This is a genomic window from Citreicoccus inhibens (genome assembly GCF_019039035.1).
GTDB classification, from domain to species: domain Bacteria; phylum Myxococcota; class Myxococcia; order Myxococcales; family Myxococcaceae; genus Citreicoccus; species Citreicoccus inhibens.
The window spans coordinates 114,712-140,268 of the sequence record NZ_JAHNZT010000017.1 but is presented as its reverse complement, the minus strand read 5'-3'; the positions used below and the strand labels follow the sequence as shown (position 1 = coordinate 140,268).

25 protein-coding genes are annotated in these 25,557 nt (G+C 70.5%); 10 read left to right on the top strand and 15 right to left on the bottom strand.

The annotated features are described in order from the left end of the window. Positions 1-195: 195 nt before the first annotated feature. Positions 196-1,062 carry a GspE/PulE/PilB domain-containing protein gene (locus tag KRR26_RS20700; RefSeq protein WP_217080620.1) on the top strand — a complete coding sequence of 289 codons (867 nt, stop codon included), beginning with the start codon at positions 196-198 and terminating at the stop codon, positions 1,060-1,062. Positions 1,063-1,077: 15 nt separating this feature from the next. Here the strand turns inward: KRR26_RS20700 and KRR26_RS20695 are convergent, their stop codons facing one another. Then, complete coding sequence (locus KRR26_RS20695; protein WP_120210502.1) at positions 1,078-2,976, bottom strand: ATP-binding protein; 1,899 nt, start codon at positions 2,974-2,976, stop codon at positions 1,078-1,080. A 10-nt stretch (positions 2,977-2,986) separates the two neighbouring features. Continuing rightward, a complete protein-coding gene (locus tag KRR26_RS20690; protein ID WP_120210503.1) occupies positions 2,987-4,966 on the bottom strand; it encodes a PAS domain S-box protein in 1,980 nt (659 codons plus the stop codon). A gap of 187 nt (positions 4,967-5,153) precedes the next feature. Here KRR26_RS20690 and queD point away from each other — a divergent pair, with 187 nt between their 5' ends. Beyond that, positions 5,154-5,513: a 6-carboxytetrahydropterin synthase QueD gene (gene queD / locus KRR26_RS20685; protein WP_120210504.1), complete on the top strand. Its 360-nt coding sequence runs from the start codon at positions 5,154-5,156 to the stop codon at positions 5,511-5,513. Positions 5,514-5,544: 31 nt separating this feature from the next. Here queD and KRR26_RS20680 read toward each other — a convergent pair whose 3' ends face one another. The 7 genes from KRR26_RS20680 to KRR26_RS20650 all read right to left on the bottom strand — a co-directional run bounded on the left by KRR26_RS20680 (position 5,545) and on the right by KRR26_RS20650 (position 11,560). Next, positions 5,545-6,738 (bottom strand): heparan-alpha-glucosaminide N-acetyltransferase domain-containing protein, encoded by a 1,194-nt coding sequence (locus KRR26_RS20680; protein ID WP_120210505.1) that lies wholly within the window; start codon positions 6,736-6,738, stop codon positions 5,545-5,547. Between the two features lie 111 nt (positions 6,739-6,849). Continuing rightward, positions 6,850-7,692: a glycoside hydrolase family 18 protein gene (locus KRR26_RS20675; protein WP_158611590.1), complete on the bottom strand. Its 843-nt coding sequence runs from the start codon at positions 7,690-7,692 to the stop codon at positions 6,850-6,852. A 212-nt stretch (positions 7,693-7,904) separates the two neighbouring features. Further along, on the bottom strand, positions 7,905-8,639 hold the full coding sequence (locus KRR26_RS20670) for a queuosine precursor transporter (RefSeq protein WP_217080619.1): 735 nt from the start codon (positions 8,637-8,639) through the stop codon (positions 7,905-7,907). A 43-nt stretch (positions 8,640-8,682) separates the two neighbouring features. Further along, a complete protein-coding gene (locus tag KRR26_RS20665) occupies positions 8,683-9,465 on the bottom strand; it encodes an SDR family NAD(P)-dependent oxidoreductase (RefSeq protein ID WP_217080618.1) in 783 nt (260 codons plus the stop codon). Further along, entirely contained in the window at positions 9,462-10,295 is an 834-nt protein-coding gene (locus tag KRR26_RS20660) for a dihydroneopterin aldolase (RefSeq protein ID WP_120210509.1), read from the bottom strand. The genes KRR26_RS20665 and KRR26_RS20660 overlap by 4 nt, the downstream gene beginning before the upstream one ends. Then, positions 10,292-11,017, bottom strand: coding sequence for an SDR family oxidoreductase (locus KRR26_RS20655; protein WP_217080617.1), 726 nt, complete (start codon positions 11,015-11,017; stop codon positions 10,292-10,294). Before KRR26_RS20655 ends, KRR26_RS20660 begins: the two co-directional genes overlap by 4 nt. 42 nt (positions 11,018-11,059) lie before the next feature. Beyond that, a complete protein-coding gene (locus KRR26_RS20650; protein ID WP_199723957.1) occupies positions 11,060-11,560 on the bottom strand; it encodes a hypothetical protein in 501 nt (166 codons plus the stop codon). 109 nt (positions 11,561-11,669) lie between these two features. Between KRR26_RS20650 and KRR26_RS20645 the strand changes: the two genes are divergently transcribed. Continuing rightward, positions 11,670-12,386 carry a class I SAM-dependent methyltransferase gene (locus KRR26_RS20645; RefSeq protein ID WP_120210511.1) on the top strand — a complete coding sequence of 239 codons (717 nt, stop codon included), beginning with the start codon at positions 11,670-11,672 and terminating at the stop codon, positions 12,384-12,386. A gap of 12 nt (positions 12,387-12,398) precedes the next feature. Here KRR26_RS20645 and KRR26_RS20640 read toward each other — a convergent pair whose 3' ends face one another. Beyond that, positions 12,399-13,295, bottom strand: a complete 897-nt coding sequence (locus KRR26_RS20640) for an MBL fold metallo-hydrolase (RefSeq protein WP_233577504.1) — start codon at positions 13,293-13,295, stop codon at positions 12,399-12,401. Positions 13,296-13,419: 124 nt separating this feature from the next. Between KRR26_RS20640 and KRR26_RS20635 the strand changes: the two genes are divergently transcribed. Then, on the top strand, positions 13,420-14,037 hold the full coding sequence (locus KRR26_RS20635; protein WP_233577505.1) for a DUF3943 domain-containing protein: 618 nt from the start codon (positions 13,420-13,422) through the stop codon (positions 14,035-14,037). Between the two features lie 19 nt (positions 14,038-14,056). Here KRR26_RS20635 and KRR26_RS20630 read toward each other — a convergent pair whose 3' ends face one another. Continuing rightward, positions 14,057-14,584: a GreA/GreB family elongation factor gene (locus tag KRR26_RS20630; protein ID WP_120210513.1), complete on the bottom strand. Its 528-nt coding sequence runs from the start codon at positions 14,582-14,584 to the stop codon at positions 14,057-14,059. A gap of 124 nt (positions 14,585-14,708) precedes the next feature. Here KRR26_RS20630 and KRR26_RS20625 point away from each other — a divergent pair, with 124 nt between their 5' ends. Continuing rightward, positions 14,709-15,068, top strand: coding sequence for a PilZ domain-containing protein (locus KRR26_RS20625; RefSeq protein ID WP_158611591.1), 360 nt, complete (start codon positions 14,709-14,711; stop codon positions 15,066-15,068). 73 nt (positions 15,069-15,141) lie between these two features. On the opposite strand, the gene KRR26_RS20620 is transcribed toward KRR26_RS20625, so the two are convergent. After that, positions 15,142-15,624: a transthyretin-like family protein gene (locus KRR26_RS20620; protein WP_120210515.1), complete on the bottom strand. Its 483-nt coding sequence runs from the start codon at positions 15,622-15,624 to the stop codon at positions 15,142-15,144. A gap of 258 nt (positions 15,625-15,882) precedes the next feature. Here KRR26_RS20620 and KRR26_RS20615 point away from each other — a divergent pair, with 258 nt between their 5' ends. Next, entirely contained in the window at positions 15,883-16,422 is a 540-nt protein-coding gene (locus tag KRR26_RS20615) for a hypothetical protein (protein WP_217080616.1), read from the top strand. A 166-nt stretch (positions 16,423-16,588) separates the two neighbouring features. Here the strand turns inward: KRR26_RS20615 and KRR26_RS20610 are convergent, their stop codons facing one another. Both KRR26_RS20610 and KRR26_RS20605 read right to left on the bottom strand, forming a co-directional pair. Next, complete coding sequence (locus tag KRR26_RS20610; RefSeq protein WP_120210517.1) at positions 16,589-17,911, bottom strand: D-arabinono-1,4-lactone oxidase; 1,323 nt, start codon at positions 17,909-17,911, stop codon at positions 16,589-16,591. 4 nt (positions 17,912-17,915) lie between these two features. After that, positions 17,916-19,088, bottom strand: a complete 1,173-nt coding sequence (locus KRR26_RS20605; RefSeq protein WP_120210518.1) for an amino acid deaminase/aldolase — start codon at positions 19,086-19,088, stop codon at positions 17,916-17,918. A 353-nt stretch (positions 19,089-19,441) separates the two neighbouring features. Here KRR26_RS20605 and KRR26_RS20600 point away from each other — a divergent pair, with 353 nt between their 5' ends. Both KRR26_RS20600 and KRR26_RS20595 read left to right on the top strand, forming a co-directional pair. Beyond that, on the top strand, positions 19,442-20,554 hold the full coding sequence (locus KRR26_RS20600) for a helix-turn-helix transcriptional regulator (protein WP_233577506.1): 1,113 nt from the start codon (positions 19,442-19,444) through the stop codon (positions 20,552-20,554). Between the two features lie 30 nt (positions 20,555-20,584). Next, positions 20,585-21,751, top strand: a complete 1,167-nt coding sequence (locus tag KRR26_RS20595) for a metallophosphoesterase (protein ID WP_120210520.1) — start codon at positions 20,585-20,587, stop codon at positions 21,749-21,751. Here KRR26_RS20595 and KRR26_RS20590 read toward each other — a convergent pair. Continuing rightward, positions 21,740-23,113 (bottom strand): thioredoxin family protein, encoded by a 1,374-nt coding sequence (locus KRR26_RS20590; RefSeq protein WP_217080615.1) that lies wholly within the window; start codon positions 23,111-23,113, stop codon positions 21,740-21,742. The genes KRR26_RS20595 and KRR26_RS20590 overlap by 12 nt on opposite strands. Before the next feature lie 103 nt (positions 23,114-23,216). On the opposite strand from KRR26_RS20590, the gene KRR26_RS20585 reads away from it, so the two are divergent. Together KRR26_RS20585 and KRR26_RS20580 are read left to right on the top strand one after the other, a co-directional pair. Continuing rightward, positions 23,217-24,971 (top strand): GTPase, encoded by a 1,755-nt coding sequence (locus KRR26_RS20585; protein WP_120210522.1) that lies wholly within the window; start codon positions 23,217-23,219, stop codon positions 24,969-24,971. Between the two features lie 121 nt (positions 24,972-25,092). Then, a complete protein-coding gene (locus tag KRR26_RS20580) occupies positions 25,093-25,494 on the top strand; it encodes a helix-turn-helix transcriptional regulator (RefSeq protein WP_120210523.1) in 402 nt (133 codons plus the stop codon). Positions 25,495-25,557 lie beyond the last annotated feature (63 nt).

Genomic DNA, 25,557 nt, shown 5'->3' with positions numbered 1-25,557 from the left:
GAGTCTAGGAACCACCCCTGGGTGTGTCAAGGCAGCGCGGCTCGCGTTACACCCTGAAATCTCACAGGAATTTTGCGCTGAAGTGCCTCTTGTCCTTGAACCATCGGACACCTGCGCTGGCGCATTCCCAACCGTCGGACAGCCGGGGGGCGGACGACTGGGGAGGAGCGCCGGGGCATGGTATGCGCGCGGACCATGGCCCGGAAGCGCATTGGAGAACTCCTGGTGGAGCGAGGGGCGATCAGCCCCGCGCAGCTCGAGGCGGGACTCGCCGCCCAGCGGCAGACCCGGCAACGACTGGGGGTGACGCTCATCGCACAGGGCGCCATCACCGAGGCGACCCTGGCGCAAGCCCTGAGCGAAGCCTTGGGCATCCCGCAGGTGGACCTGGCGGCGATCTCCCCGGACTGGGCCGCGGTGCACATGCTGCGTGCCCGCTTCTGTGAGCAGCACGACCTGTTCCCTTTCGCGCTGGAGAGCGTGGGCGGGCGCCGACAGCTCGTGGTGGCGCTGAGCGACCCGCTCAACGTGACGGCCGTGGAGGAGATGGAGTTCACCACCGGACTCAAGGTGAGTGCGCGCGTGGCGGCGCTGTCGGCGGTGCGCAGCGCCATCCTCCGCTACTACCACAGGGTGCCGGTGACCTCCGCGCCCCGGCCCGGCGCACCGGAGCGCACCGCCGTGGCGGCGCGGCCCGCGGTGGCTCGACCCGCCGCGCGCCCCGTGACGGTGCTGGAGGAGGAGGATGACGAGGAGGTCATCGTCGGCGAGGAGCTGCCCGCCGGAGAGAAGACCCAGCGCACCTCGCTGGCGGACCTCATCCGGGAGCGCGAGGCACAGCGCAAGCAGCGCCGGGAGCAGGCCCCCGCCGCGCGCCCGCGAAGCTCCGGCGGCGTGTTGGATGACCTGGACTACCTCTTCGGACAGGCGCGCGAGGAGCCCGAGCGGCTGGAGGAGCTGGAGCGCCGCTTCTGGGCGCTCATGCGCATCATGGCGCGCAAGGGCCTGCTGTCGAAGGAGGAGTTCACCCGCGAGTTGGATGACGAGGCGGGCGAGGACTGAGCCCCGCCGCCCCGCTCAGTCCACGGGCAGGGGCAGTCTCACGATGAACGTGGTGCCCTCGCCCATCGTGCTCTGCACGGTGAGCCGACCGCCGTGGTTCTCCACGATGCCCTGGCAGATGGAGAGCCCCAGGCCAGTGCCCTTCCCCTCCGGCTTGGTGGTGAAGAAGGGCTCGAAGATGCGCGTGAGGTGACGCGCCTCGATGCCGGTGCCGGTGTCCCGGACCGTCACCACGGCCTCCTGCTCCTCGCGGCGCGTGCTGAGGAAGACGGAGCCGCCGGGCGCCATCGCGTGGCAGGCATTGGTGATGAGGTTGACGAAGACCTGCACCAGGTTGGCGCGCACGGCGGACAGCAGCGGCAGCTCGGCGAAGTCGCGGTGCACGTTGACGCGCGCCTGCGTCACCACGTGCTCGCAGAAGCCCACCGCCATGTCGACCACCGCGTTGAGGGCCACCCGCTCCGGCCGGTCCTGCGCGGGCCGCGCGTAGCTCACCAGGTCGCGCGTGAAGCGCAGGATGCGGTGGCTGCTCTCCAGGATTTTCTTCAGCTTCTCCTGGTCCGCGGGGTTGGCGCCCGGCGTGGTGCGCGAGCGCTGGAGCAGCGCGTCCGCGTACGTGGCCACGGCCGTCATGGGGTTGTTGATTTCGTGCACCACGCTGGCCGCGAGCTGCCCGATGGAGGCCAGCTTCTCCGCGTGGATGATGCGCTTCTCCAGCTCCTTCACCACCGTGATGTCCTGCCCGATGGCGATGACGCCCTCCACCTCCGCGTGCTGCGTGAGCATGGACGACGTGGCGAAGGACACGCGCACCTCGCCGCCGTCGTTCGCCAGGAGCCGCGTCTCGAAGCTGTTCACCGACTCGCCGCGCATCGCCGAGGCGATGATGGGCGCCACGCGCATGTGCTCGGCCTCGGGCACGAGCGAGAAGATGTCCTTGCCGAGCACCTCTTCCTTGCGCAGCCCGGTGAGCGCGCTGAGCGCCTGGTTGAAGACCACCACGCGCCGGTCCCGATTCACCACCAGGATGAGGGCGTTGGCCTTCTCCAGCAGCTCCTCCAGGTACTTGCGCACGAACGTGAGCTCGTCGATGAGCTTCGCGTTCTTCACCGCCACGGCCACCTGATTGGCGAGTTGCAGCAGCACGCGCTCGTCATGCGCGTCGTCGGCGTCGAAGCCCTCGGGGTACTCCATGTTGATGGCCCCGAAGAGCTGACCGCTGGCCACCAGGGGCGCGCTGACCGCGCGCGTGCTCCCGTGGAACAGCAGCGGCACTTCCTGCGCCACCGACACCCGGCCCACGGGCAGCGCCGAGGTGGACAGGTTCGTCTTCTCCACCGCGCGCTGGAAGAGGACCAGGGGCTCGTGGGCCCCCTCCTTCAACCGGCCCTCGGCGTAGAGCGACGTGAGCCCACCCGTGCGCGCATCCACGATGCGGATGCAGAACGCGCGACCGGGGAACAGCTCTTTCACGCCGCGCGCCACGGCGGCCACGAGCTCCTCTTCGCCGCCCGCCTCCGCCACGCTGCGGCCCAGGTCCAGCAGCACGCCCTCGGTGCGCGCCTGCTCCAGCAGCGCACGCTCGGCCATCACCAGCCGGCCGCGCGCCAGCTCCGGCTCCGTGCGCGCGCGCACCGCCACCGTCTCCGCGCGGCGCGACAGCGTCATCACCACCGCGTGCGGACCGGGCAGCGGCAACTCCACGTCGCACGTCGCGCCGTCCACGGGCGGATCCACGGTGGCGAGCGCCTGGGTGAGCTGCTCCAGGGTGAGGTCCCGGTCCGCGCAGAAGCGGCGGAACGACTCGTTGATGACCGTCAGGCGCAGGGCCGCGTCGCAGATGGCGGCGGGCTCGTCCAACGCATCGAAGAAGGCCTCGAAGGACTCGGGCGGAATGCCTCCCGTCCGACGCATGGCGAGGGTCTCACTCTTCATGGGAGGTCGCCTTGTCCAGGTCGAGGATCTGCTGCGCCCCCACGTAGGACTTCGTCTCGTAGCGGGTGATCTTCCCAATCTTGCGGACGATCTCCGCCATGCGCTCCGCCTCCCGGTAGATGATGTCCACGGGGCGGTAGGCGAAGTCCTCCTCCTTCAGCTTGCGCTTCAGCAACTCCGCGTACCCCATCACCGACGTCAACGGCTGGTTCAGCTCGTGCGCGGCGGTGCCCGCCAGCGCGACGATGACCGCGCTCTTCTCGCTCTCCTCCAGCCGCGTCTCCACGTCCGACAGCTTGCGCTCCAACTGCACGCGGTCTCGCAGGTCCGTGAAGATGCCCACGCTGAAGGACTCGCGCCCGCCCTCGTAGACAATGGACGCCGTCATGTTGACCGGCACGCGCTCGCCGGTGCGGTGGACCAGCTCCTGGCGGACGAGCGACAGCCGGCCGCGGCCGCCATGCTCCTGGCTGCGCAGCTGCGCCATGATGCGACGGGCCACCCCGGGCGGATACAGCTGCTCCACGGTGAGGTGGGCCAGGGCCTCCTGCGCGCTGAAGCCACACATGGCCTCGGCGCCCTTGTTGTACAGGATGATGCGGCCCTTGAGGTCGGCGGCGATGATGGCGTCCACCGACGAGTCGATGAGCCGCTCCAGGAAGTCCTTCGTCTGGCGCAGCTCGTCCTCCAGCTTGCGCGCGTGCGTCACGTCCCGGAACGAGAGGATGGTGGCCGCGTCCTCGTCGCGCAGCGGCGCGGCGGACATGGACAGCGTGAGGCAACGCCCCGCCGCCGTGCGCACCACCACGTCCACCCCCGAGCGCGCTTCGCCCCGCGCGGCGGACGTCACCAACTCCATCAACACGCCGTCATCCACCGGCTGAGTCACCTGGTGCAGGTGACGCCCTCGCGCCTCGGCGGCGGGCAGGTCCAGCATCGCCGCGCCCGAGGGGTTGAGCGACAACACGCAGGCCTTGTCGTCGAGGATGGCCACGCCCTCGCTGACGTGGGCGAAGAAGAGCTGGTACGGCTTGAAGGAGGCGGCCTTCTCCTCGGCCGCGAGGCGCGCGGTCTTCTCCGCCTCCGTCTGGCCTCGCACCTTCTGGAGCACCGAGGCGTTGCGCAGCGCCACGGCGGTGGCGTGGGCCACGGTGGTGAGGAAGTCGATCTCCCGGGGGCTGAACGCCCGGCGCCGTCCCGCGGCGCGCAGGAGCAACACACCGCGCACCTCGCCCCGGATGGGCAGCGGCAGCGCGGCGATGGCGTGGATGCCTCGCGCGGCCACGGCGCGGCGCTCCACGTCCCCGAGCAGCGGATGCGTGGCCGCCTCCTGCATCACCACCGGCTTGCCCGTGCGCACCACCTCGCGAATCTCGGGGTAGCGCGCCAGCTCGATGCGCAGGTCCTTGAGGGCCGGGTCGTCGCTGGCCGCGACGATGACGCCCTCGCCCGGCGAGCCGCCCAGCATCACCAGCGTGGCGCGCGCGATGTCCAGCTTCTCCGCCAGACGCCGCGTGACGCCGTGGAGGAGCGCCTCCACGTCGGAGCTCTCCGCGTAGTCGGCCGTGAGCTCCAGCAGGAGCGCCAGGTCCGTCTGGCTCCGCGCCTGCTCCTCGCGCTCGCGGTGGCGCTCGGCGGCGCGCTGCAGGCGCCACGTCAGCTCGCTGGAAAGCCCCTGGGGGGTGAGGATGTCCGCGGGGCGCAGCGTCTCCACCGCCGCGAAGCCGCGCTCTCCGGGGTCCACCAGGGCCAGCAAGGTGAGGTGGGGCCCGTTGAAGGACGTGAGCAGCTCCACCACCGCCGGACCGCAGCCGGGCGCGGTGAGGTCCACCAGGGCGAGCGCGGCGTCATCCGGACTGTCCACCACGTGCAGCCCGGCCCTCCCGGCGGCCTCGCTCAGTGGCTCACGGGCAGCCGAGGACGGCGGGACCAGGACGATGCCGAAGGCGGATTCCGACGAGGACGGCACGTGGGGACGTGGGGGGGAGAGGGTGAGGGTGCCCCACTCTACACGTCTCGGCGAGCCAGGGGCAGCCCGCCCCACTGGCACCCAACCCGGCGCCCTGGAGCGGTGGACGGCGGACCGGCTCGGCGCGCGTGCCTTGACGCAAGGTGCAGCGCCGTGATTACTCGCGCGCCCGCTGTCAGGAGACACCTTGGACATCTTCAAGGAATTCACCTTCGAGGCCGCCCACCGGCTTCCCCACGTGCCCCCCGGCCACAAGTGCAGTCGGCTCCATGGGCACAGCTATCGCGTGGAGGTGCACGTCCGCGGTCCCGTGGGCGAGCAGTCCGGCTGGGTCATGGACTTCTCTGACATCAAGGAGGCCTTCGCCCCCCTGCATGCCCGGCTGGACCACTACTACCTCAACGAGGTGGAGGGCCTGGAGAACCCCACGAGCGAGAACCTCGCCCGGTGGATCTGGCAGCGCTTGCGCCCCACCCTGCCCCAGCTCTCGCGCATCATGGTTCGCGAGACCTGCACCAGCGGCTGCATCTATGAGGGCGGCGAGTAGCCTCGCCTGATGGGGCGGCGAGGAGCCTCGCTCAGGCGCGCCCGCCCGTGGTGGGCAGCGGCTCCGGCTGCCGCGCCCCCGCCTCGCGGGCATCCCACGTCCAGAGCACTGCCCACAACACCGCCACCGTGGCCACGAACAGCAGCGGCCACAGCCGGAAGTACGGCAGGCGCAGCGCGTGGATGCCCACGTAGTACACGTAGTACTGGAGCATGAACGCCATCAGCGAGTGGCGCCCCACCACGGCCGCCCACCGCAGATAGCGCGTGAGCACACCGGTCTGCTCCGCGCGCATCAGCAAGCCGAGCGTGGACAGCGAAGCCCCGCCGTACAGCGCGACATACGCGGGCCCCGGCGGATACTTCTGCGAGTGGGACGTGAGCGAGTACAGGGCCCCGAAGAGGTCCTGCCCCAGCAGACCGCCGCCCACCCGCTTCATCACCATGTGCAGCCCCACGAGCAGCACGCCCAGCGTCCCGGCCAGCAGCCCCACCCGCTGGAAGCGCCCCGCCACCTCCTCCGTCCGAGGCGAGGTGCCCAACCACTCGCCCAGCACGGTGCCGCCCAGGTAGACGCCAAACCACGGCACCACCGGGAAGCACGTCAGCAGCACGCTCAGCTCGCGCTGGCCGAAGAGCACTTCCTTGAGCAGTCGCAGCGGCATCGCCTCGGGCCACCAGCCCAGGCTGAGCGCCCAGCTCCCCGCGAACAGGAGCAACCCCAGCACCGCGCGCGCCCGAGCACTCAACCGCGAGATGACGAACGGCCCCAACAACAACGCCAACCCGATGGTGTCTGTCACCGGCATCACCCGCACGGCCCACCAGGGATGCTCCGCCCAGAGGCGATACGTCGGGACGATGACCAGGTGCCCCACCGTGAGCAGGAAGAGCGCGCGCCGCTGGAGCTGACGACGCAGCGGCGCGAAGCGTCCTCGCCGCCGCGCATACAACAACCCCAGCATCAGCCCGCTGATGAGCATGAAACCCGGCGAGGCCATCATCGTGAGCAGATACAACCGCTCTCGCAGGTGCTCCGCCGCGCCCCCCAGCGGATACAGATACGCATCCGCGAAGTGCGCCAGGAACACGAACATCATGACCGTGCCTCGTGCGGCATCCACGGCTTCGAGCCGCCCCCGCTTCCCCGGCACGCGCGGCGGAGCCTCTCCCGGCTCAGGTGAAACCAAGGCAGTCACTGCTTCGCGATGCGGACGCGAGGACATGGCAATTTCCCCCTGACGGGATTTCTATAGCCTCATCACATAGAGACCGCGAGTCTTTGACACTCCGCGCGAGGCCGCGGCCATTCCCTCACGCCATGGAGCGGGTGGTGACTAGGGGCTCAGCGCGCCACGGATGGTGGTCGCCCAGACGCTGGCTCGGGCGACGAACGCGTCGTAGTTCCAGACGAACGCGCCCCCCATCGCAGGGTGCTGCTCGCGGACCGCCGCGATGGCGGTGGTGAGTTGCTGCGGCGAGTACGTCTCCGCGTTGCAGCCTGGGACGAGGAAGGCGGGAGCGTCGGCCTCGGTGATGCGGTTGGGCCCCTCGGTGACGGCGCGCGCCCAGGCGTGGAAGCGCGTGGCCCAGCCCGAGGGCGCGGTGTTGTATTCACCCGCGTAGAGCTGCACGTGAAGCCAGCTCACCTTGTTGCCCGTCCGCGTGGTGGTCCGAGACAACACGCCGCGCCGCCCCGCCCAGAACGCGGTGTCCTTGAAGGGAGATAAGGTGATGAGCGGGCGCGCCGCCATTTCATGGCACGCATTGACGATGCCCGCGATGCGGTCCACGTTGGCGGGGTCCGAGAAGTCCCCCTCGAAGTCCAGGTCCAGCCCGTCCAGGTGATAGGTGGCGAGGAAGTCGGCGAGCCGCTCCGCGAAGCCTTTCAGGTCCCGCGTGGCGGCGGTGAAGTCCGCCTGGAAAGGCCCCAGTGACACGAGCAGCTTGCGCCGGATGGGGAAGCCCGTCTTGAGCTGGCGGAGCGCGTCTGGCAGGCCCGACCAGAGCTGCGACACCGGCGTGTCGTTGAGGTGGAGCACGCCGTCGGGCTGGACGTGGAGGAAGGGCAGCACCACCACGTCAAAGGCCGTGGTCCCGATGTTCTGGACGTCGGCCATGATGGACCTGGGCGCGTTGTCGGAGAAGTGACCGTATGCCCACAGCACGTTGCGCGACATGACGCAGCCCCTCGCGGCTCGCGCCTGCCCCCTGGCATCGCGCACTGGACCGCGTGCCCGGCCCCAGCAACGCACGTGCCGGCCCCGCGCGGACGCTCCCTCCATGGGCTCATCCGTTGGGTCCACGAAAACTGCGTCCCCACTCAACGCGCACGCGTTGACGTCGGACGCGCCTCTCGTCGTCTGAAATTCTCTCAACCCAAGCAGTTGGCTCAAATGGTGGACGCTGTCACCGCCCCCGCGTCCGGAACGGGCTCCCCGTCCGAGCCCAACACCACGGGCGCCATCCCGAGCTTGCGCTCCACGAGCACATGGCCCGCGTAGATGAGCGGCGTCAGTCCAATGGCCACCAGCAGCTTCACGACATACGAGCTGAAGATGATGTCGAGGATGACCGGCACCTCGAGCACGCCCCACCACGCGAAGAACTGGATGACCACGGTGTCGATGAGCTGAGACACCGCGGTGGAGCCCGTGGCGCGCAGCCAGAGGAATCGGTTGCGCGTGACACGCTTCAGGAGATTGAACACGGCGATGTCGGTGTACTGGCCCACCAGGTACGCCGCCATGGACGCGAAGAGGATGCGCTGCGAGCCGCCGAAGACGTTGTTGTAGGCGGCCTCGACCGCGCCCGGGTAGCCCGGCTTCGTGGTGAAGGGCGCCCAGGGAACCCGCACGGACGCGGCGATGACCACGATGGCGAAGACGCCCATCGAGAAGCCCACCCAGGTGATGAAGCGCGCGGCCTTCTTCCCGTAGAACTCGTTGAGGATGTCGGTGAGGACGAACGTCACCGGGAACGCCAGGATGCCCGCCGACATCACCGCGGTGATGGAGCCCAGGTGCACCTCGAAGAGCTTCGGGCCGATGATGTCGCCCAGCGTCAGCGCGGTGACGAAGAATCCCGCGAGCACGACGAAGAGTTGTGTCCTCCTGTCCAGATTCATCCCGCTTCCTTCACGCGAGCCGAGGCTCGCTTCATGCCGCGGACTACTCGCGCAGGAGCAGCCCGCCGTCCAATACCAGCTCGGTGCCGGTGGCCCAGGACGCGCCGAGCAGTTGATGCACCGCGGCCGCCACGTCCCCCGGCGACCCGAGCCGTCCCAGCGGATGCAACGCGCGCAGCCCATCGAGCTGCGCCGCCACCCGCGCCGCCCGCTCCGTCGCGGACAGCGGAGCCTCCCCCGGCTCCAGGCGCGGCGCTCGCACCATCTCCGTGTCCACCACGCCGGGCAGCACCGCGTTGGCGCGCACCTGTCGCGGGGCTCCCGCCAACGCCAGCACGCGCATCACCTGAAGCAGCCCCGCCTTCGCCGCGCTGTACACCGCGCTGGTGACGATGGGGCGAACCGCCAACGTGGAGGCCACGAACACCATGGCGCCTCCACGCTCCAGCACCTCCAACGCCTGTTCACCCAACCGCAGCGGCGCCACCAGGTTCACTTCGAGCTGCGAGCGAAGCGCTGCCTCGTCGATGTGGCCCGGCGACTGATGCACCGCCTGCCCCGCGCTGTGCACCCACCCATCCAGTCCGCACAGGAGCGTCGCGGCGCGGCCGAGCAGTCCCTCGCGCGCCTCGGGCGAGGACAGGTCACACGGCAAGGCGAAGGCTCGCCCCGGATACTCGCGCGCGACATCCTCCAGCACGTGCGCGCGCCGCCCCGTGAGCACCACCTGGGCGCCCTCGCGCAAGAGCCGCTCCGCCACCGCGCGGCCAATGCCCGTGCCGCCGCCCGTGACGAGCACCTTGCGCGTGCCCACCGGCCCGCTCACGCGTGGCCGTCCGAGCTGGGCGGCGTGGCGGGCTCTTCGTGCGGATAGAAGGACGTCCCCACCGCGGGCACCAGCCCTCCCGCGGGCGGCTCGGTCTCCACCTCATCCGAGGGGATGAAGCGAGGCCGGTCCACGCAGAGGACGGTCTGCTCGATGGAGGTGGGGTTGTCGTAGCGGTGCACGAAGCCCGGCGCCCAGAGGAAGGCCATGCCTCGCGCGACGGGACGGCCCTGGAGCAGGAGGCCCGGGCCGATCATCAGCTCGCTCTCCTCCATCCGCTCATGCCGATGCGTGGGGATGAAGCCGCCGGGCTTCACGCGCAGCCGATAGACGCCGTAGTTGGCGCCCTCGTGGATGATGTCCACCCGGCCGAAGTGCTTCTCCTCCACCACATAGTTCATCTCGCGCGCGGAGCGGTGCACCTGGAGCGAGGGCACCGCGAGGCGCCGCAGCGCCTCTGGCTTGGTGATGCGCACCGTGACGGCGTGCACCTGGGCCCGCGGCGCGTCCTGCGTGGGCGGCGCGAGGATGTAGCGACAGATGGCCTCGCCCGCGGACTCCAGCAGCTCGAAGCGGCACGCTTCCAGGAGGAAGCGCAGCTCTCCCAGAAGCCGACCGTAGTGCACCGTGCTCGCGAGTTTCCCGCCCACCGCCGCGCTGCGGGTGTCGAGGAAGAGCGCCACGTCCAATCGCAGCGGCTGCGGTGCCACGCGCTCGCGGTTGTAGATGCCGACGATGCAGTCCACCGTGAGGCCGCGCACCTCGATGACATCCAGCGGACGGCCCTGCGCGTCGGTGACCGAGGGGAGGACGAAGGGGGTGTCACTCATAGCTGCGCGCTCCTGCCGCCATCCACGGCGATGATCTGCCCCGTGATGTACGGGGCCTCGCGCGCGAGGAACACCACCGTGCGCGCGATGTCCTCCACGCTGCCCTCGCGCCCCAATGGGATGCGCTGGAGGATGGCGTGGCGCGCCGCCTCGTCGAAGTCCTCGGGGAAGGCCACCGTGCCGGGCGAGATGCCGTTGACGCGCACGCGCGGGGCCAGCTCCACCGCCAGCGCGCGGGTCAGCATGATGAGGCCGGCCTTGCTCACGGAATAGTGCGCGTACTGACTCACCGGCCGCTCGCCGCCAATGTCCGTCAGGTGCACCACCAGCGGGTCCTTGCCCGCGAGCAGCGACGGCAGCAGCGCCTGGGTGAGGAAGAAGGGCGCGTCCAGGTTCACCCCGAGCATCCGGCGGTAGGCGGCTCGGGAGATGGACGCGAAGTCGATGCGCTCGAAGAGGCCCGCGTTGTGGACCAGCACGTCCAGGGCGGGATGCTCCTGGCGCACCCGCGCGCCCAGGGCATCCACCGCATCCGGGTCCGCGAGGTCGGCGGAGTACAGGGTCACCTGGCGACCGAGCGACCGCAGCTCGGTGGCCAGGGACTCCAGCGACGCCACCGAGCGGTGGGCGTGCAGCGCCAGGTCATATCCGGCGCGACCGAGGGCGCGGGCTACCGCGCTTCCAACGCGGATGCCCGCTCCGGTGATGAAGGCTGTCCCCATGCGGCGCCTTCACTAACAGGGCGCACGGGGAAAGGCACTGCGCTACCGCCAATAGTTCGCCGGCCGGGCCTGCTGCCAGTGACGCCCGCCGTACGGAACCCAGACCCACTCCTGGACCGTCTCGTAGCGGCCGGGCACCCACTGCTGATCGTAGTAGCCACCCCGGCACCGCTCCCGGCGGCGCCACCCGTGGCCATGGTCCCGGCACTGCTCGGGGACCCAGACCTGCTCGTAGCGCGCCGGCACCCAGCGCTGCACCGTCTGCAGCTCGTAGCGGCCGCGCGAGTCCACCGGGCGGGGCGCGGGGCCGTGGTGGCAGTCGCCCGAGTGCTCGTGGGGCCGCATGTAGCGCCGCGTCCGCTCGTCGTCATCGTCGTAGCGGAACGCCTCCTGCCCATCGCGAGGGCCGCTCCACTCGTGGCTCCAGCCATCCCGCGCGTTGGTGTTCCAGCGATTCAGGCCGTCGTCCTGCGCGCTCGCGGCAGTGGAACCGAGCAGCAGCGCACCGAGGGCCAGGGTCGAGAGTCCGAGCTTGAACGCCATGTCTTCCGTCCTCCGTTACAGGTTGCAGCCTCAGACGGGGGGGGCCCCAGGACATTCAACGCCCAGGGACGCGACGGGGACGGGCAGAGCGGAGTACATCCCCACCGCCATGTTCCACCGCAACGGACCCACCCTCCGGGAGCTCGCCGAGCAGGCGCTCACCTCCGTCGAGCGGGGCTATGACCTCCTGGCTCCCAAGTTCGACCACACGCCGTTCCGGACTCCCGACGCACTCCTGAAGGCCACGTTCGACCTCGTGGGCCCACCTGGCTCCGTGGACCGCGCGCTGGACGTGTGCTGCGGCACCGGCGCCGCCATGCGCGCGCTGCGCCCGTTGTGCCGCGAACGCGTGGTGGGCGTGGACCTCAGCCAGGGCATGCTCGACGAGGCCCAGCGGCGCCTCGCGGATGCTCCCGGCGACGCGGCGCTGGAGTTCCAGCGCGCGGATGCGCTGACGCTGACTTTCGACGCGGAGTTCGACCTCGTCACGAGCTTCGGCGCCTTCGGGCACATCCAGGAGGAAGACGAGCCGCGACTGGTGCAGGGCATCGCTCGCGCGCTGCGGCCCGGCGGCCGGTTCGTCTTCGTCACCGGCCATCCACCATCGCGGCTGCGCCTCGGCTACTGGCTGGCCCAGGGCTTCAACGCGGCCATGCGCGTGCGCAACGCGCTGTGGAAGCCGCCGTTCGTCATGTACTACCTGACGTTCCTGGTGCCTCGGGCCCGGGCGCTGCTGGAGACGGAGGGACTCACCGTCGAGGTGCACGACGGTGTCCTCCCCGCCCCCTTCACTCCGCTCAGCGTCGTCATCGCGACGAAGCGCTGAGCCGCGCTCCGGCTACTTCGCGTCCTTCGCCACCTCGGGCCTGGCGGCCTCGGGCTTGGCCTGGAGGCCGTGGTACAGGGTCTCCAGCCACACGTCCTGCGAGACGTAGCCCTCCCCCCAGCTCTTGAACTGCGGAGGCAGGCCCGCGGCCTTCACCTGCTCCAGCGTCTTGCCCGCGGCGAGCTGCGTGCGCACGAGGGAGGTCGTCTCACGGAGCATCGTCACGAAGCGCTCCAGGTCCGCGCGCTCGCACAGCTTGCCGTGCCCGGGGATGATCTTCGCGCCGGCAGGCAGCGTCTTGAGCACCTGCTCCGCGTTGCGCACATAGCCTTCCACCGAGCCCCCCGTGCCCACGTCGATGAAGGGGAACGTGCCCGCGAAGAACTGGTCGCCCATGTGCAGCACGTTGGAGCCGACGAAGTACACCAACGTGTCGCCGTCCGTGTGGCCGGCAGGCAGGTGCGTCAGGCGAACCTCCTCGCCGTTGAAGTAGAGCGACATGCCCGTGTCGTAGGTGATGACGGGCAGCGCCTCCTTCGGCGCGGCGGGGGTCTCGCCCTTCGGCGACTTCTGCACGCTGGCCAGGCGCACCCGCACCTCGCGCTGCGCGACGATGCGGCCCTCCCGACCGAAGATGGCGTTTCCGCCCGTGTGGTCACCGTGCCAGTGGGTGTTCAGCACGTAGACGATGGGCTTCTTGCTCAACTTGTCGAGCGTGGCGTGGATCTTCTTCGCCATGGGGGCGAATTGATCATCGACGATGAGCAAGCCATCGGGGCCCGCCGACGCGGCGATGTTCCCACCCGCGCCCTCGATGAAGTGGATGTTGCCGGCCACCGGCGTGCTCCTCACTGGAACCTTGTCCGGATCCACTTCGGGATCGGCCGCCAGCGCCAGTGCGGGAACCATCAGACAGACTGCCCAGCCGACTCTCATGCACGTGCCCCTCTCGGATGCGAAGGGGGAGCAGCATAAACTCCTGGTTCGCGTTCGCTCAGTCTTGAACATGCGCGTGCATGTGGGAGTTCACCGGGTGACGTCCACCGCGCTGGTCACCGTGCTGCTGCTCCTGAGCGCTCGCGCTCCCGAGACGGACGCGCCCTTGCCCCCGGACGCACCGGTTCGCAACTGGCGCGTGCCGGTGCTCCACACCACGGGGCTCATGCTCGTGATGCGCGGCTCATTGTCCGTGCTGTATCCGCGCGACTTCGATCCCACCCGCGTGAAGGAGAACCTGCGGCACTTGCGCGACAGCTACTCGCACCCGCCCGAGTTCCGCGCCCACGCGCCCGCGTTCGAGTGGGATGGCGACCCGTGGGTCCTCAACACCGTGGGCCACGGTCTGTTCGGCTCCGAGGTCTACCTGCGCACGCGGCAGTGCGGCCACGGCGTGCTTCCCTCGCTGCTCACCGCGGCGATCGCCTCCACCCTCTGGGAGTACGGCGTGGAGGCGTGGCACAAGCGGCCCTCGGCGCAGGACCTGGTCTGGACGCCGCTGGCGGGCGCGCTGCTCGGCGAGGGGCGCTTCCGGCTCCATCACTGGCTGGCCACCTCGGGAGGCGAACCTCCCGGCGGAGCGCGCACCGTGCTGATGTTCGTGGTGGATCCGCTTGGCGAGGCGGAGCGCCGCGCGCTCGACACCGACTGCTGAGCCGCGACGCCAGCGCCCCTCAGGGCGCGTGGACCGCGTCCTCTGATTCGGACGCGTACTCCACCCGAGCCACCGTGTACTCCACCGGGCCTCTCGGTCGCTCCACGCGCACCGAGTCTCCCTCCTCCTTCCCCAGCAGCGCCTTGGCCAGCGGCGACTCCACGCTCAGCCGTCCGGACTTCACGTCCGCCTCATCCGGCCCCACCACGCGATAGCGCGTGCGCGCGCCGTCCTCGTCCTCCAGCTCCACCCACGCGCCAAAGAACACGCGCCCCGCCTGCGACGGATCCGGCTCCACCACGCGCACCGCGTCCAGCGTCGCGAGCAGCTCCCTCGCGCGTCGTTCTCGCTCACGCTGGCGCAGCCCCACCTCCAGCTCTGGAACGCTCGCGCGGCCATCGTCCGGCCCCTGCACCGTGGCCAGCTCCGCTTGGAGCGCGCGGTATCCCTCGGGCGTGATGTAGCGCGGCTCGCCGGAGAGCGACCGAGGTCGCGAGGGAACCACGCCCGGGTCCCCACCATCCTCCTTCGTGAATGCCTTCGACATGGCGGCTCCCTCCCCCGGAGATTTCTCAACGGTTCCCGGGATTTGCATCCCTCGCTGCCTGCCCTCTCATCCACTGGGCCGGCGCAATTTTCCGCCCCTTGTGGACTCTGGCAGAATCAGGGGCATGCTCCAGCCTCGTGGTCTGCCTCGCTATGCGCACCGCCTGGCCATCCGCCTGCGCGGCATGCTTCCCGTCTACACCCACGACGTGTCCGAGGGAGGGTTCTGCGCGGACATGCTCCAGCCCGTGAAGCGAGGCGGCCTGTTGGAAGGCGCCATCGTGCTGGGCGCGGAGGAGGTTCCCTTCCAGGGCGAAGTCGTGTGGACGCGGCAGGCCGCGGGCGAGCGCGTGCGCGGCCGCTACGGCGTGCGCTTCACCACCATCCCAGAGGACTTCGGTCGCAGGCTCCAGGAGTACCGGCGCCTGCAAGGTCGGCGGCTGGTGCGCTGGCACACCGCGGAGCGCGCTTCCGGCTCGCCTTGAACGCGAGGGGAGGCGCGTGGACTCGCGCCTCCCGCGCACCCGGGAGCGAGCGCCCCCGGGCACCATGCGGGGCTCAGGTCCCGGTGGAAGGCGTCGCGGTGGGCGCGGCAGGCGTCGGAGCGGCAGGCGTCGTGGGGGCCTCGGGCGCCGGAGCGGCGGGCGTGGGCTGGCTGTCCGTGCTCGGCACCGGCTCGGGCTGGGGCGACTGGCCCACGGGGAGCGCCTGGAACTGATAGCCGTGCACGCCCTTGGGCAGCACCACCTCGACCAGCGGGTTCTCCTCCAGGAGGACCTTGGACACCTGGAGGCTCAGGCGGCCATCGGCGTCGGTCGTGGCGGACAGCCGCTCGCGCAGCTCACCGCCGAAGACCTTGGCGCCCTGCACGGGCTTGCCCGTCTCCGCGTCCACCACGCGCAGCACCACGAGCTGCCCCTCGGCGGCCTTCGCGGCTCCCGGCTGGGCCACGATGTCCCGGTAGCGGGGGCGCAGCGCGCAGCCGGACAGCAGGGTGATGGAAGCGAGGGCGGCAATCAGCGACGTACGGAGAAGGCTCATGGGGTCATCCAGGCAAGAAAGGGTGCAGCCGGGCGCGGCAGCATAGCCGCCCACCACCAGACTCCAAGCACCGAGCGCCGCTGGCGGCCCCGCCGTGCAGGCCGCCCTCCACCCGGAGTCCCGGCTCCCACCGGGAGACACGACAGGGCGCCGCTCCCCTGGAAGCGCGGCGACAGGGGCGACAGCGCTTCCGCAGCGGGGGGAGCCATCCCCATCTCATGCCCACCGGGCGTGCACACCCCGGAGGGAGGCAGCGCCATGGCTGAAGCCATCACCCCACCCCGCCCCGGAGACGGGGCCCCGATATCGACGTCGCTCGACTTTGATCCGCCGCGCTACGTGGACCACGTGCCCATCCCCCCCGGCGTCGCCGTGAAGGAGGACGGCGTGGCGTTCCTGCACGGCCAGTTCAAGGTCAGCGCGCTGACGATGGTCCTCATCAGCCTCAGCATCTTCTGGGTGCCGTTCTTCGGCAGTTTGATCGCCAGCACCTTCGGAGGCTTCCTCGCGAAGAAGCTGCCGCGCGCGATGTACGCCGCCGCCGTTTCATCCATCGTGGTGCCCGCCACCCTCTACGTCTTCTTCAACGTCTTCGCGATGGGCTTCGTCCGGTTCTTCTCCGGCCTGGGGCTCTGGAACTGGACCCTGCTGCACATCATCGCCACGTTCATCGGTGCGTTCGCGGGCGCGGCCAGTCAAGGCCTCGTCGCCGAGGAGTTCGTGGGCCCGGAGTTCGCCACCGTCAGCGGACCTCCTGTCTCAAGAACAGACGACGCTCGGCGAGCCCCGCGTCCGTGACGACCGACGCCCCGGGCGCGGCGTGAGCAACACGCCGCGCCTGGGCAAGGCGTCTTCGGGGCGTTGCGAGTGACGTGTCACCGCAGGGCGCGAAGCCCGCGCGACGATGGGACGTCACGGCCTACGCGCGCGCCCGGAGTGTCCCCGGCCCCGCGCGCCTACCGGGTCAGGGCGACTCCAGGAAGAGGCGCCGCAGATAGGGATTGAGGAAGCGACCTTCGGGGTCCAGGCGCGCGCGCTCGCGTTGGAAGTCCGCCCAGCGCGGGTACAAGTCCTTCAACGTCGCCGCGGTCTGCGTGTGCAGCTTGCCCCAATGCGGACGTCCACCGTGGTTGCGGAAGATGGCCTCCGCCCGGGAGAAGTACGGCTCCAAGGGCATGCCCTGGTACTGGTGCACCGCGATGAAGGCGCGGTCTCCGCCGTGCGCGGGACTGAGGAAGATGTCGTCACCGCGCACGAAGCGGTACTCCACGGGGAAGTGCACCCCCAACTGCTCTCGCGCGATGAAGGCTTGCAGCTCGCGCAGGCAATCGGGGCCGCGCTCCACGGGCACCGCGTACTCCATCTCCTGGAAGCGCACCCACCGAGGCGTGGCGAACATCGCGTGGCTCGCGCCCGCCATCCCCCCCTCCGATGCGAGTCGCGCGGACAGCCGGCTCACCGGCGCGCACAGCGAGGGCTTCAGTCGGCACGCGCGGCTCACTGCTCCGAAGATGGCGTTCTCCAGGACCAGCTCGTTGAACCAGCGCCCCACGCCCATGCCTCGGGGCGAGTCCTCGGTGAGGTCCATCGCCTTGGTCATCACCCGGTCCGTGTGAGGGAACCAGAAGAACTCGAAGTGGCGATGCGTGGTCCGCGCCGTATCGAGTCCCGCCAGGCACTCCTCCAGCGACATCGTGCGCCGCGCGAGCGACAACCGGTACGCGGGCAGCAGTCGCAGCCTCACGCGCGCCATGACCCCCAAGGCGCCGAGCGACACCTGCGCCGCGCGGAACAGCGAAGGCTCCGTTTCCTCGGAGCACTCCACGACCTCGCCTCGCGCCGTGACGAGCGTCAGCGCACGCGCTTGCGTGGCCAGCACACCGAAGCGCGCGCCCGTGCCATGTGTCCCCGTACCGAGCGCCCCCCCGAGCGACTGTTTGTCGATGTCGCCCAGGTTCTCCATCCCCAGGCCGCGCTCCGCGAGCTGCCGTCCCAACTCCCGCAGCGGCGTGCCGGCCCAGACGGTGGCCTCGCGCGCGTCCGCGTCCACCGCCTCCACGCCCCTGAGCGCATCGACCGACAGCATCGTCTCATCGGTCGCGCACAGCGGCGGGAACGAGTGCCCGCTGCCCACCACGCGCACGGTGGCACCTTGGGCGGTGGCATCCCTCAACGCGGTCTTCAATGCGTCCAGGTCCGCGGGGCGCAGGAACGCGCGCGGGTGCGCCTCCACCGCGCCGGACCAGTTGCGCCACGTCGTCCTGCCGACCGCCTTCGCGTCCCGCATCCGTTCACCCCCACTCGCCCCGGTAGGTTGGCACCTCCTCGACCACCCGCCCCTCGGAGAGCAGCAGAAGCGTCCGGAAGTGCTCGCACAGCTCCCCGGCCTTCGCGTGACGGAAGAAGACAGGCGCGCCCAACGGCAGCGGCACGGGCCCTTCATACGCGATGGGCGTCTGCACCTCGCCCACGCCTTCCAGCGGGAACAGCCGCACGCCCTCGGGCAGATAGGGCCGGGGCAGCTTGTCCGGTCCCGCCGCCCCCGAGGCGACGAAGCCGCCGCCCTGCAGCGTGAAGATGCCGGGCGCGGGCCGACGCGTGACGGGGATCGCGAAGGCCGCCGCGGGCTGATGGCGGAACATGCGATAGCCATCGAAGAGCGCGGGGGAGAACAGGCCACTGCCCGCGGCGAGCTCGGTGACGCTCGCGTCCGCGCGAGTGGACTCCAGGCTGCCCGTGCCCCCACCGTTCACGAACGACAGCGAGACGCCCGCGTCCGCCAGCGCTCGGACAATCGCCGCGCGTCGCGCATGCACCGCCCTCACCGCGCCGCGCTGGAGCGCGCGCACCGCCAGGTTCTTCATGCCCGCGAAGGGTGAAGCGTCGGGAACGCCCGCGAGCTGCGCCTCGTAGCCCATCACCCCCGCGAGGAACACGCCCTCTGAAGCCGCGATGGCGCGCGCCACCTTCAGCGCGTCCTCGGGCGTGCGCACGGGCGAGCGATACACACCGAACCACAGGCCGGGCAGGTCCAACGACAGGTCCACGTCCAAGCACAAGGGCACGCGCGCGCCATGGCGCTGGGCCGCTCGCGCCGCGAGTTCGACATGCTCGGCGCAATCCACCATGAGCGTGACGGGCGATGGCGGACGGCACAGCTCCGCGAGCGCCTCCGGATCCACCACCGGGTAGCCCATCAGCAGGTTCGTCAGGCCTCGCTCGCGCAGCCGCACGGCTTCATCGGGGCGGTAGCACATGAGCCCCTGGAAGCCTGGGACGGTCTCGAGCACGCGCCGGATGAGCGACACGCAGCGCACGGACTTGGTGGCCAGCCGGATGGGCTTGCCTCCCGCGCGGCGCACCAAGGCCGTGGCGTTGTCCTTCAGCAGGTCCAGGTCCACGAACGCCAGCGGGAGTCGCCGTCCCTCCAGCGCCTTCGCGTAGTAGGCATGGTCGCGAGGCATGAAGCTCCGCTCCTTCCGGCGCGCCGGAGCGCAGCCGGCGGAATCATGACTCGGCAGGGCGGTCCGCTGTGAATCGGTCGGAAGGGGCAGCGCGTCGGGCGCCCCAGCCGGACACCCGACGCGCGCTCACGCGATCCAGCAACTTCCGAATGGCCCACCCCCCCGCGGGCACGGCTCAAAGTGTCTCGCCCTCGGAAATGCGATTCAATCGGTGAAAACCCGTAGGTCCAACCTTACCCGCCAAACGCGCTCGTACCGAGAGTATCAACTGGGCGGCAGCCAGCAGCGGATTCGTCGCGGATACCCCACCTCCTGCATCCTGTGCCGTCTATAATCAGTAAATCTTGATTCAAATGACTTCCGAGGATCAGCAACTGCTGCGAGACCTCGAGGCGCTTCTGGCGAACATGGAGCCGGGCTCGGAGGCCATGCCCGCGGTGGTGGCCGCCCTCAAAGACGCCCTGCGCGCTGAGCGTGCCGTGGCTTATGGCGTGGAAGTAGGACCCGAGCGCTACCACGCGACCTATTCTCACTGCGCGGGATTTCCTCAATCTCCGAATGTCCTGGCGGAAGTCCTGGACGAGTTCCTCCCGGGAGTGGGTGACCCATGGGGTTACTTCGATCCCGCGCATCCGGCGCCACCCCAGCGCAATCACGCCCTGCGCTTCCGCCCTCTGGCGGAGACCACGCAGAGCGAACCTCCACTGTACGCGGCGGGTTCGGAGCCTTGGGAGTTGCTCGGCATTCCCGCGGAGCAGTGGGCGCGCACCTTGGAGCGAGTCACCGCGCGCACCGGAACGCTGTATCGCCGACTGGGATTGGACCACATGGCGCAGCTGCGCACGCTCGTCTGCGAGGGCGCGACGCTGCTGGGCTGGGTGGGAGCCTTCCGGACCGAGCCCTTCACCGAGCGCGATGAGCTGCTGCTCCAGTCCCTGACGCCCGCGCTCCAGCGCAGGCTGGCCATGGACACCCGGTTGCGAGAGGCGGGCCTGTTGGGCTCGGCGCTCGAGGCGGCGCTGGAGGCACTGGGTCGCCCCGCGTGGGTCGTCACCGCGACGGGCCGGGTGGTGCACACCAACAAGGCGGGCCGTCAGCGATTGGACGATGACGCACGCGGGCTCGCCGCCCAGGTCCGGGACTGTCTCCGCAGCGTTCCGGGCGCGGGGCCATTGTTCTCCAGCTCCCTGCGCAGCCCCGGTCTGCCGGACCACTTCCTGGTGTTGGATCCAGGACCTCCGCCCGACCACACCGCGCGCGTGCGGCGCCTGGCCCTCCGCTGGGCGCTCACCGCCCGCGAGATTCAAGTCCTGGAGCACGTGGTGCAGGGCGAGACGAACAAGGCCATCGCCGCGCACCTGGGCTGCGCCGAGCGCACGGTGGAGGTGCACGTCACCCACCTGCTGAACAAGGCGCAGGTCGAGAGCCGCTCCGCGCTCATCTCCCGGTTCTTCCAGGCGGCGTGAGCCGGGCATCCGCGCGCGCCCGTGCCTAGGATGCCGCGCGTGAGCACCTCTCGCGCCTCGCGCCTCCACGCCGCACTCGCCCGCGCCGACGCCGCCGTCGCGCGCGGGCCTGCCTCCATGCCCGCCGAGGGCACCCCGCGCGCGCTCCGCGTCGTGATGGGTGACCCGCAGGCGAACTTCGAGCACATCCTCGCCATCCTGGAGGCACGCGGCCTGCTGGGCGATGACGGCGCGCTCAGGCCCGACAGCCAGCTCGTCATCGTGGGCGACTGCTTCGACTGGGGTCCACGCGACGAGCGCCGCGCCGTCGCGGCGAGCGCCTTGCGGCTCCTCGCCTGGTCCGCGTCACACCCCGACGACGCGGTGGTGATGCTGCTCGGCAACCATGACCTGGGGCGCGTGGGCGAGCTGGCGGACTTCACCGACGCGACGTTCGCCACCGCGCAGGCCGAAGCGGACCGCATCTACGCCGGCGACGCGACGCCCGAATCCGAGGAGCGGGCCTTCCTCGCGCGCTGGCCTCAAGTCCCCAACGCCGAGCTGGTGGCGCGCGACTTCAGCACGTGGAACGAGGCCCAGCGCGACTGGGTGACGCACCTCTTGCGCGCCAGGCGTTTCCGCGCGGCCCACGCCGCGGGCCCGAACCTCCTCGTGCTCCACGCGGGAGTGACACACGAGGACCTGGACGTGCTCGGCGTGCCGGGCCCTCGCCGCGCGGATGCGAACGTGGTGGCGAGCGCGCTCAACGCGGCGCTGGACGCGGCCGTGGAGGCGTGGACCTCGGGGCCGCTCATCCTCCCGGGACTGCACGCGCCCGGGAACGCGGCGGAGGGAGAGGGGCGCGGCATCTTCTACCAGCGCCCCAGCCTGCTGCCCGAGGACGCTCAGCGCGTGAGAGGAACACCGCGCCGGAGGTTCGATCCCCGCCGGTTGCCAGCGGGACTGGTGCAGGTGGTGGGACACACCCGCGACAAGCGAAGCCGGGAGCTGCTGCAAAGTCCCGGGCCCGTGCGAGACGGCGTGCTCCGCCATCTGGTGACGGACGGAACCCGGGTGGAGTACGCGCACGGGACCCCGAGCAACCCGGGGCCCCGCGAGGCCGTGCTCCTCTTCACCGACGGCGCCATGCGCGAGTGTCCGGTCGAGGACTTCGAGCTGCTCGACCTGGACACCCGCCGCGCCGCGCTACGGCGCTGAAGTGGACGCGGTCGCCGCCTTCACGGTGGCGAGCTTCTTCTGCAGCCCTTCGACCTGACGCGGAGACACTTGCGCGGCGGGCAGCGTCTTCGCGTAGGCGAGCGCATCCTCCACCGTCTTCACCGCCGACGCGGGGTCCTTGCGAGCCAGGTAGATGTCGGCCCGGCCCGTGAGCACACCCAGCCGGCGAGCCCCCTGCACCTTCGTCAGCGCGCGGTCGCTCGCGGCGAGCGCGTCATCCAGTCGCCCCGACACGCGATACAGCGTGGCCAGGCGCGCGGGCGGGTTGTAGTCCTGGGGCAGGTCGCGCTCACTCTGCTCGATGGCGGGGATGACGCGCTGGGGCTGCTCCAGCTTCATCGCGGCGAGCATGCGGTGCGAGTCGAACACGGAGCGCGCGTCGGGGTTCGGCGCCTTGGCTGCCTCGCCCTCCAGGTACGCCAGCCACTGCTCCGCCACGGCGCGGCTGCCGGCCTTGTCGCCATCCGCCTCGCGCGTCTCGGTGAGGATCTCATAGAGGCCGGAGCGGTCATCCGCCGTCATGGTGATGGCGGGAGGACCGAGCGCCTCGCGCGCCTTCGCCTCCAACGCATGCCGCAGCTCCGCACCCGCCGCGTTGTCCTCGGGCAAGGACATCGCGCACGTCAGGCCGTTGAGCACGCTGTTCGCCCACGACAGCGAACGCGGGACGCGCGGCAGCTCCTCGATGGCCTTGCGCGCGCAGGCCTCATGCTGCTTGGCGCCGTACATGGCCATCGTCAGCGACTCCAGCGCGCGGCCCCGGCGAGACCAGTCGGCGGGCGCCTCGGAGAGCGCCAGCGTGAGCGCCTCGGCGGCCTCGGTCGGCTTGCCCTCTCCATACAGCGCGTCGCCGCGCGCCAGCAGGGCCTCGGCCCCCGTGGCGCCGCCCTTGTACGCGCGCTCACCGTCCTCGAAGAGCTTCTCGAGCTGCGGCACGGTGGCGCTGCCGGCGAAGCGCAGCAGGGCCTTCTCCTCGCGCGGGTCGATGATGAAGAAGGTGGGCCAGAACTCCACCGGGTACTTCTCCTGGAACGCCGCGTTCTGCGCCAGGTCGGTGTTCAGCTCCACCCAGACGAAGCGGCCCGCGTGCCTGGCGAGCGCCGCGTCCGTGAAGACATAGGCGCGCATCGAGCGACAGGTGTGGCACCAAGGCGCCCACGTGTCGACGAACAGCGGCACGCCCTTGGCCTTCGCCTCGGCGAGCGCGCGGCCGTAGTCATCCGCGATGAAAGGAAGAGGGCTCTCGGCATGGGACGCGTCCGAAGACACGTTCGCGTGCGAGGCAGTGCAGGCGACGAGCCCCGACGAGGACAGGAGCAGGCAGGCAACGAGCGTACGCATGCGGAGCACCCTACCGCGCCCGACCACCGCTGTCCCTGGCGGACGCTGACGCCGACGAGCGACTGGGCAGGCGCTCGCACCCGTGGTGTCCTGCGCACGCCCGATGAAGGACCCCAACGCCCTGCGCCATGCCCTCGCATCCGCCCTGGATGCCCTGCCCGCTCCCGAGCGCTTCCCCGATGGCGCGGACGCTGACGTCGCGCGCAGACTCGTGGAGCGCTTGCGCCGCGACCTGTTGCCTCGACTCGGCGCGGGAGACGCGCCGCTGCTCCTGGTGGCCATCGCGGGCCCCAACAACGTGGGCAAGTCCACGCTCTTCAATGCGCTGGCAGGCGCGTCCCTCTCCCCGGCGCGCCCCGAGGGGGGCCTCACCAAACAATGCCTCGCGGCCTCGCACCCGGAGACCTGGACGGGCGAGCTGAAGGACTTCCTCACCCGCCGCTACGACATCATCCCGGTGGCCTCGGGAGACGTGGCGCCCGTGGACCAGCCCGGTCCCGCCGGGCGCCTGTACCTGGTCCTGTCGGATGCGGTGCCGCGCGGCCTGCTGGTGATGGACACGCCGGACTTCGACAGCGTGTACCGCGACAACCGCGAGCGCGCCGAAGCGCTGCTCGTCACCGTGGACGTGTTGGTGTTCGTGGTCAGTCGGCAGACGTACCAGAACGCGGCGCTGGTGGACTTCCTGCGCGCGGCCGTGGGCCATGGGCGTCCCTACTTGCTCGTCTACAACGAGGCCACCCGCGAGGAAGTGGCGCGCGGACATCTGGAGAAGCTCGCGGCGGATGTCGGCCATCCGCCCCTGGCGCGCTACCTCGCGCCGCATCAGCCGGACGTGGAAGCCGGCCTCGCGCCCCTGGCCACGCAGCCACTGGATGGAGCGACCTCGTTGGCCGCGCGACTGGGCCAGGCCGAGCACGCGCGCGAGCTGAAGGCCCGAGCCCTGGCGGCATCGCTCGCGGACGCGCGCCTGGAGATGGACGCCGTCGCGACCGCCGCCGAGCGGGCCGCGCGCGAGCCGGATCGATTGAGGCAACGGCTGCGTCATGAACTCCAAGGCGTGGGCGCGCAAGCCGCGCTCAAGGCCGTCCCCGCGGACGTGCTCATCGACGCGTTCCGCGACGAGTTGGATGCGCGCAGCACGTTCCACCGCTGGGTGCGGCTGCCCTTCCGAGGACTCGCCACAGCGCTCACCTTCGTGAGCCGCAAGGTGCGCGAGTCCTTCACCGGCCCCGAGCCACACGCCGCGCTCCCCACGCAGTCCGTGGACGCCACCCTGCGGGATGGCCTTCGACGGTTGGTGGACGCGTTCGCGCCCGAGGTGGCCGCGTGGCGCGGCGACGAGGCGACCCGGGCACGTCTGGCGGAGGCCTTCGGACCGGCGACACTCGCGCGACTGGATGAACCGCTGGGAATGGAGGCACTCCACGCGCACGCGGCGGATCGCATCACGCTGTATGACTTCTGCCGCCAGCTCGTGGGTGCCGAACTCCAAGGCGGGATGCGCGAGGAGCTGCTCCAGGCCTTCACCACCCTCGTCTACTCCGTGCCCTCGGGTGCGGCGGCTGTCGTCACCGTGGCCACCGGAGGAATCGGACATGACGCGGTAGTCTGGGCTGGCACGCTATTGTCCACGCCGCTGCTGGAGCGCTTCGTGGATCTGCTCGGGGCACAGGTGCGAGCAACGGTGACACGCAAGTGGGCCGATGCGCATGGAGCCACTTTGGCCCGTGAGATGGAGCAACACATCTTCACCGACCTGTTGGGACACCTCGATGACCAAACCGAGGCCTGGACGCAAGTGTCCTCCCGTCTCAGGGTCGCAAGTGCCTCTGCGACTGAAGGGCACTCCTCTTGAAAAGCACAGAACGGACTTCTCTACCCGCCGGGTCGTATCGGCCAACCCACTCCGTGTGTCCTGGGCTCCCCATCCAGGCAGTCGTATCAACAGTCAGGACTTCACGGGAAGGTCAAGCGTCATGTACGGGGAGCGTGAGAAGGCACTGAGGAAGACGCTCGGCAGGAACGCGCGTGCGGCTCGCGAACGCCAGAAGCTGACCCAGGCGGACGTGGCGGAGCGCATCAACCTGGCCACCGAGGTCTATGGTCGGATCGAGCGCGGTCGCTCGTTTCCCAGCATTCCCACTTTTCTCCGGCTATGCCATGCCCTGCATGAGCCGTCGGACCGGATGCTTGGCCTGGAGGACGCGGGCGGGCTCGCCGACATCGAGCTGGCGCTGGTCACCGAGCCGACAGCGCCCGCGGCGGGCGAGCACCCGCCAGAGCTCCGGCGCCTCCTCCGGACGTTGCAAGGCTGCGACCCGGGGGAGCTGAGGGCCCTGCGGCGGCTCCTGGCGGCGATGAAGAAGCCCATCCGCTGAGCGGAGCCCCACGAGCGAGCGGGAGCCTTCGTCCGTGCGTGGTTCGCGAGGATGCGCCATGCT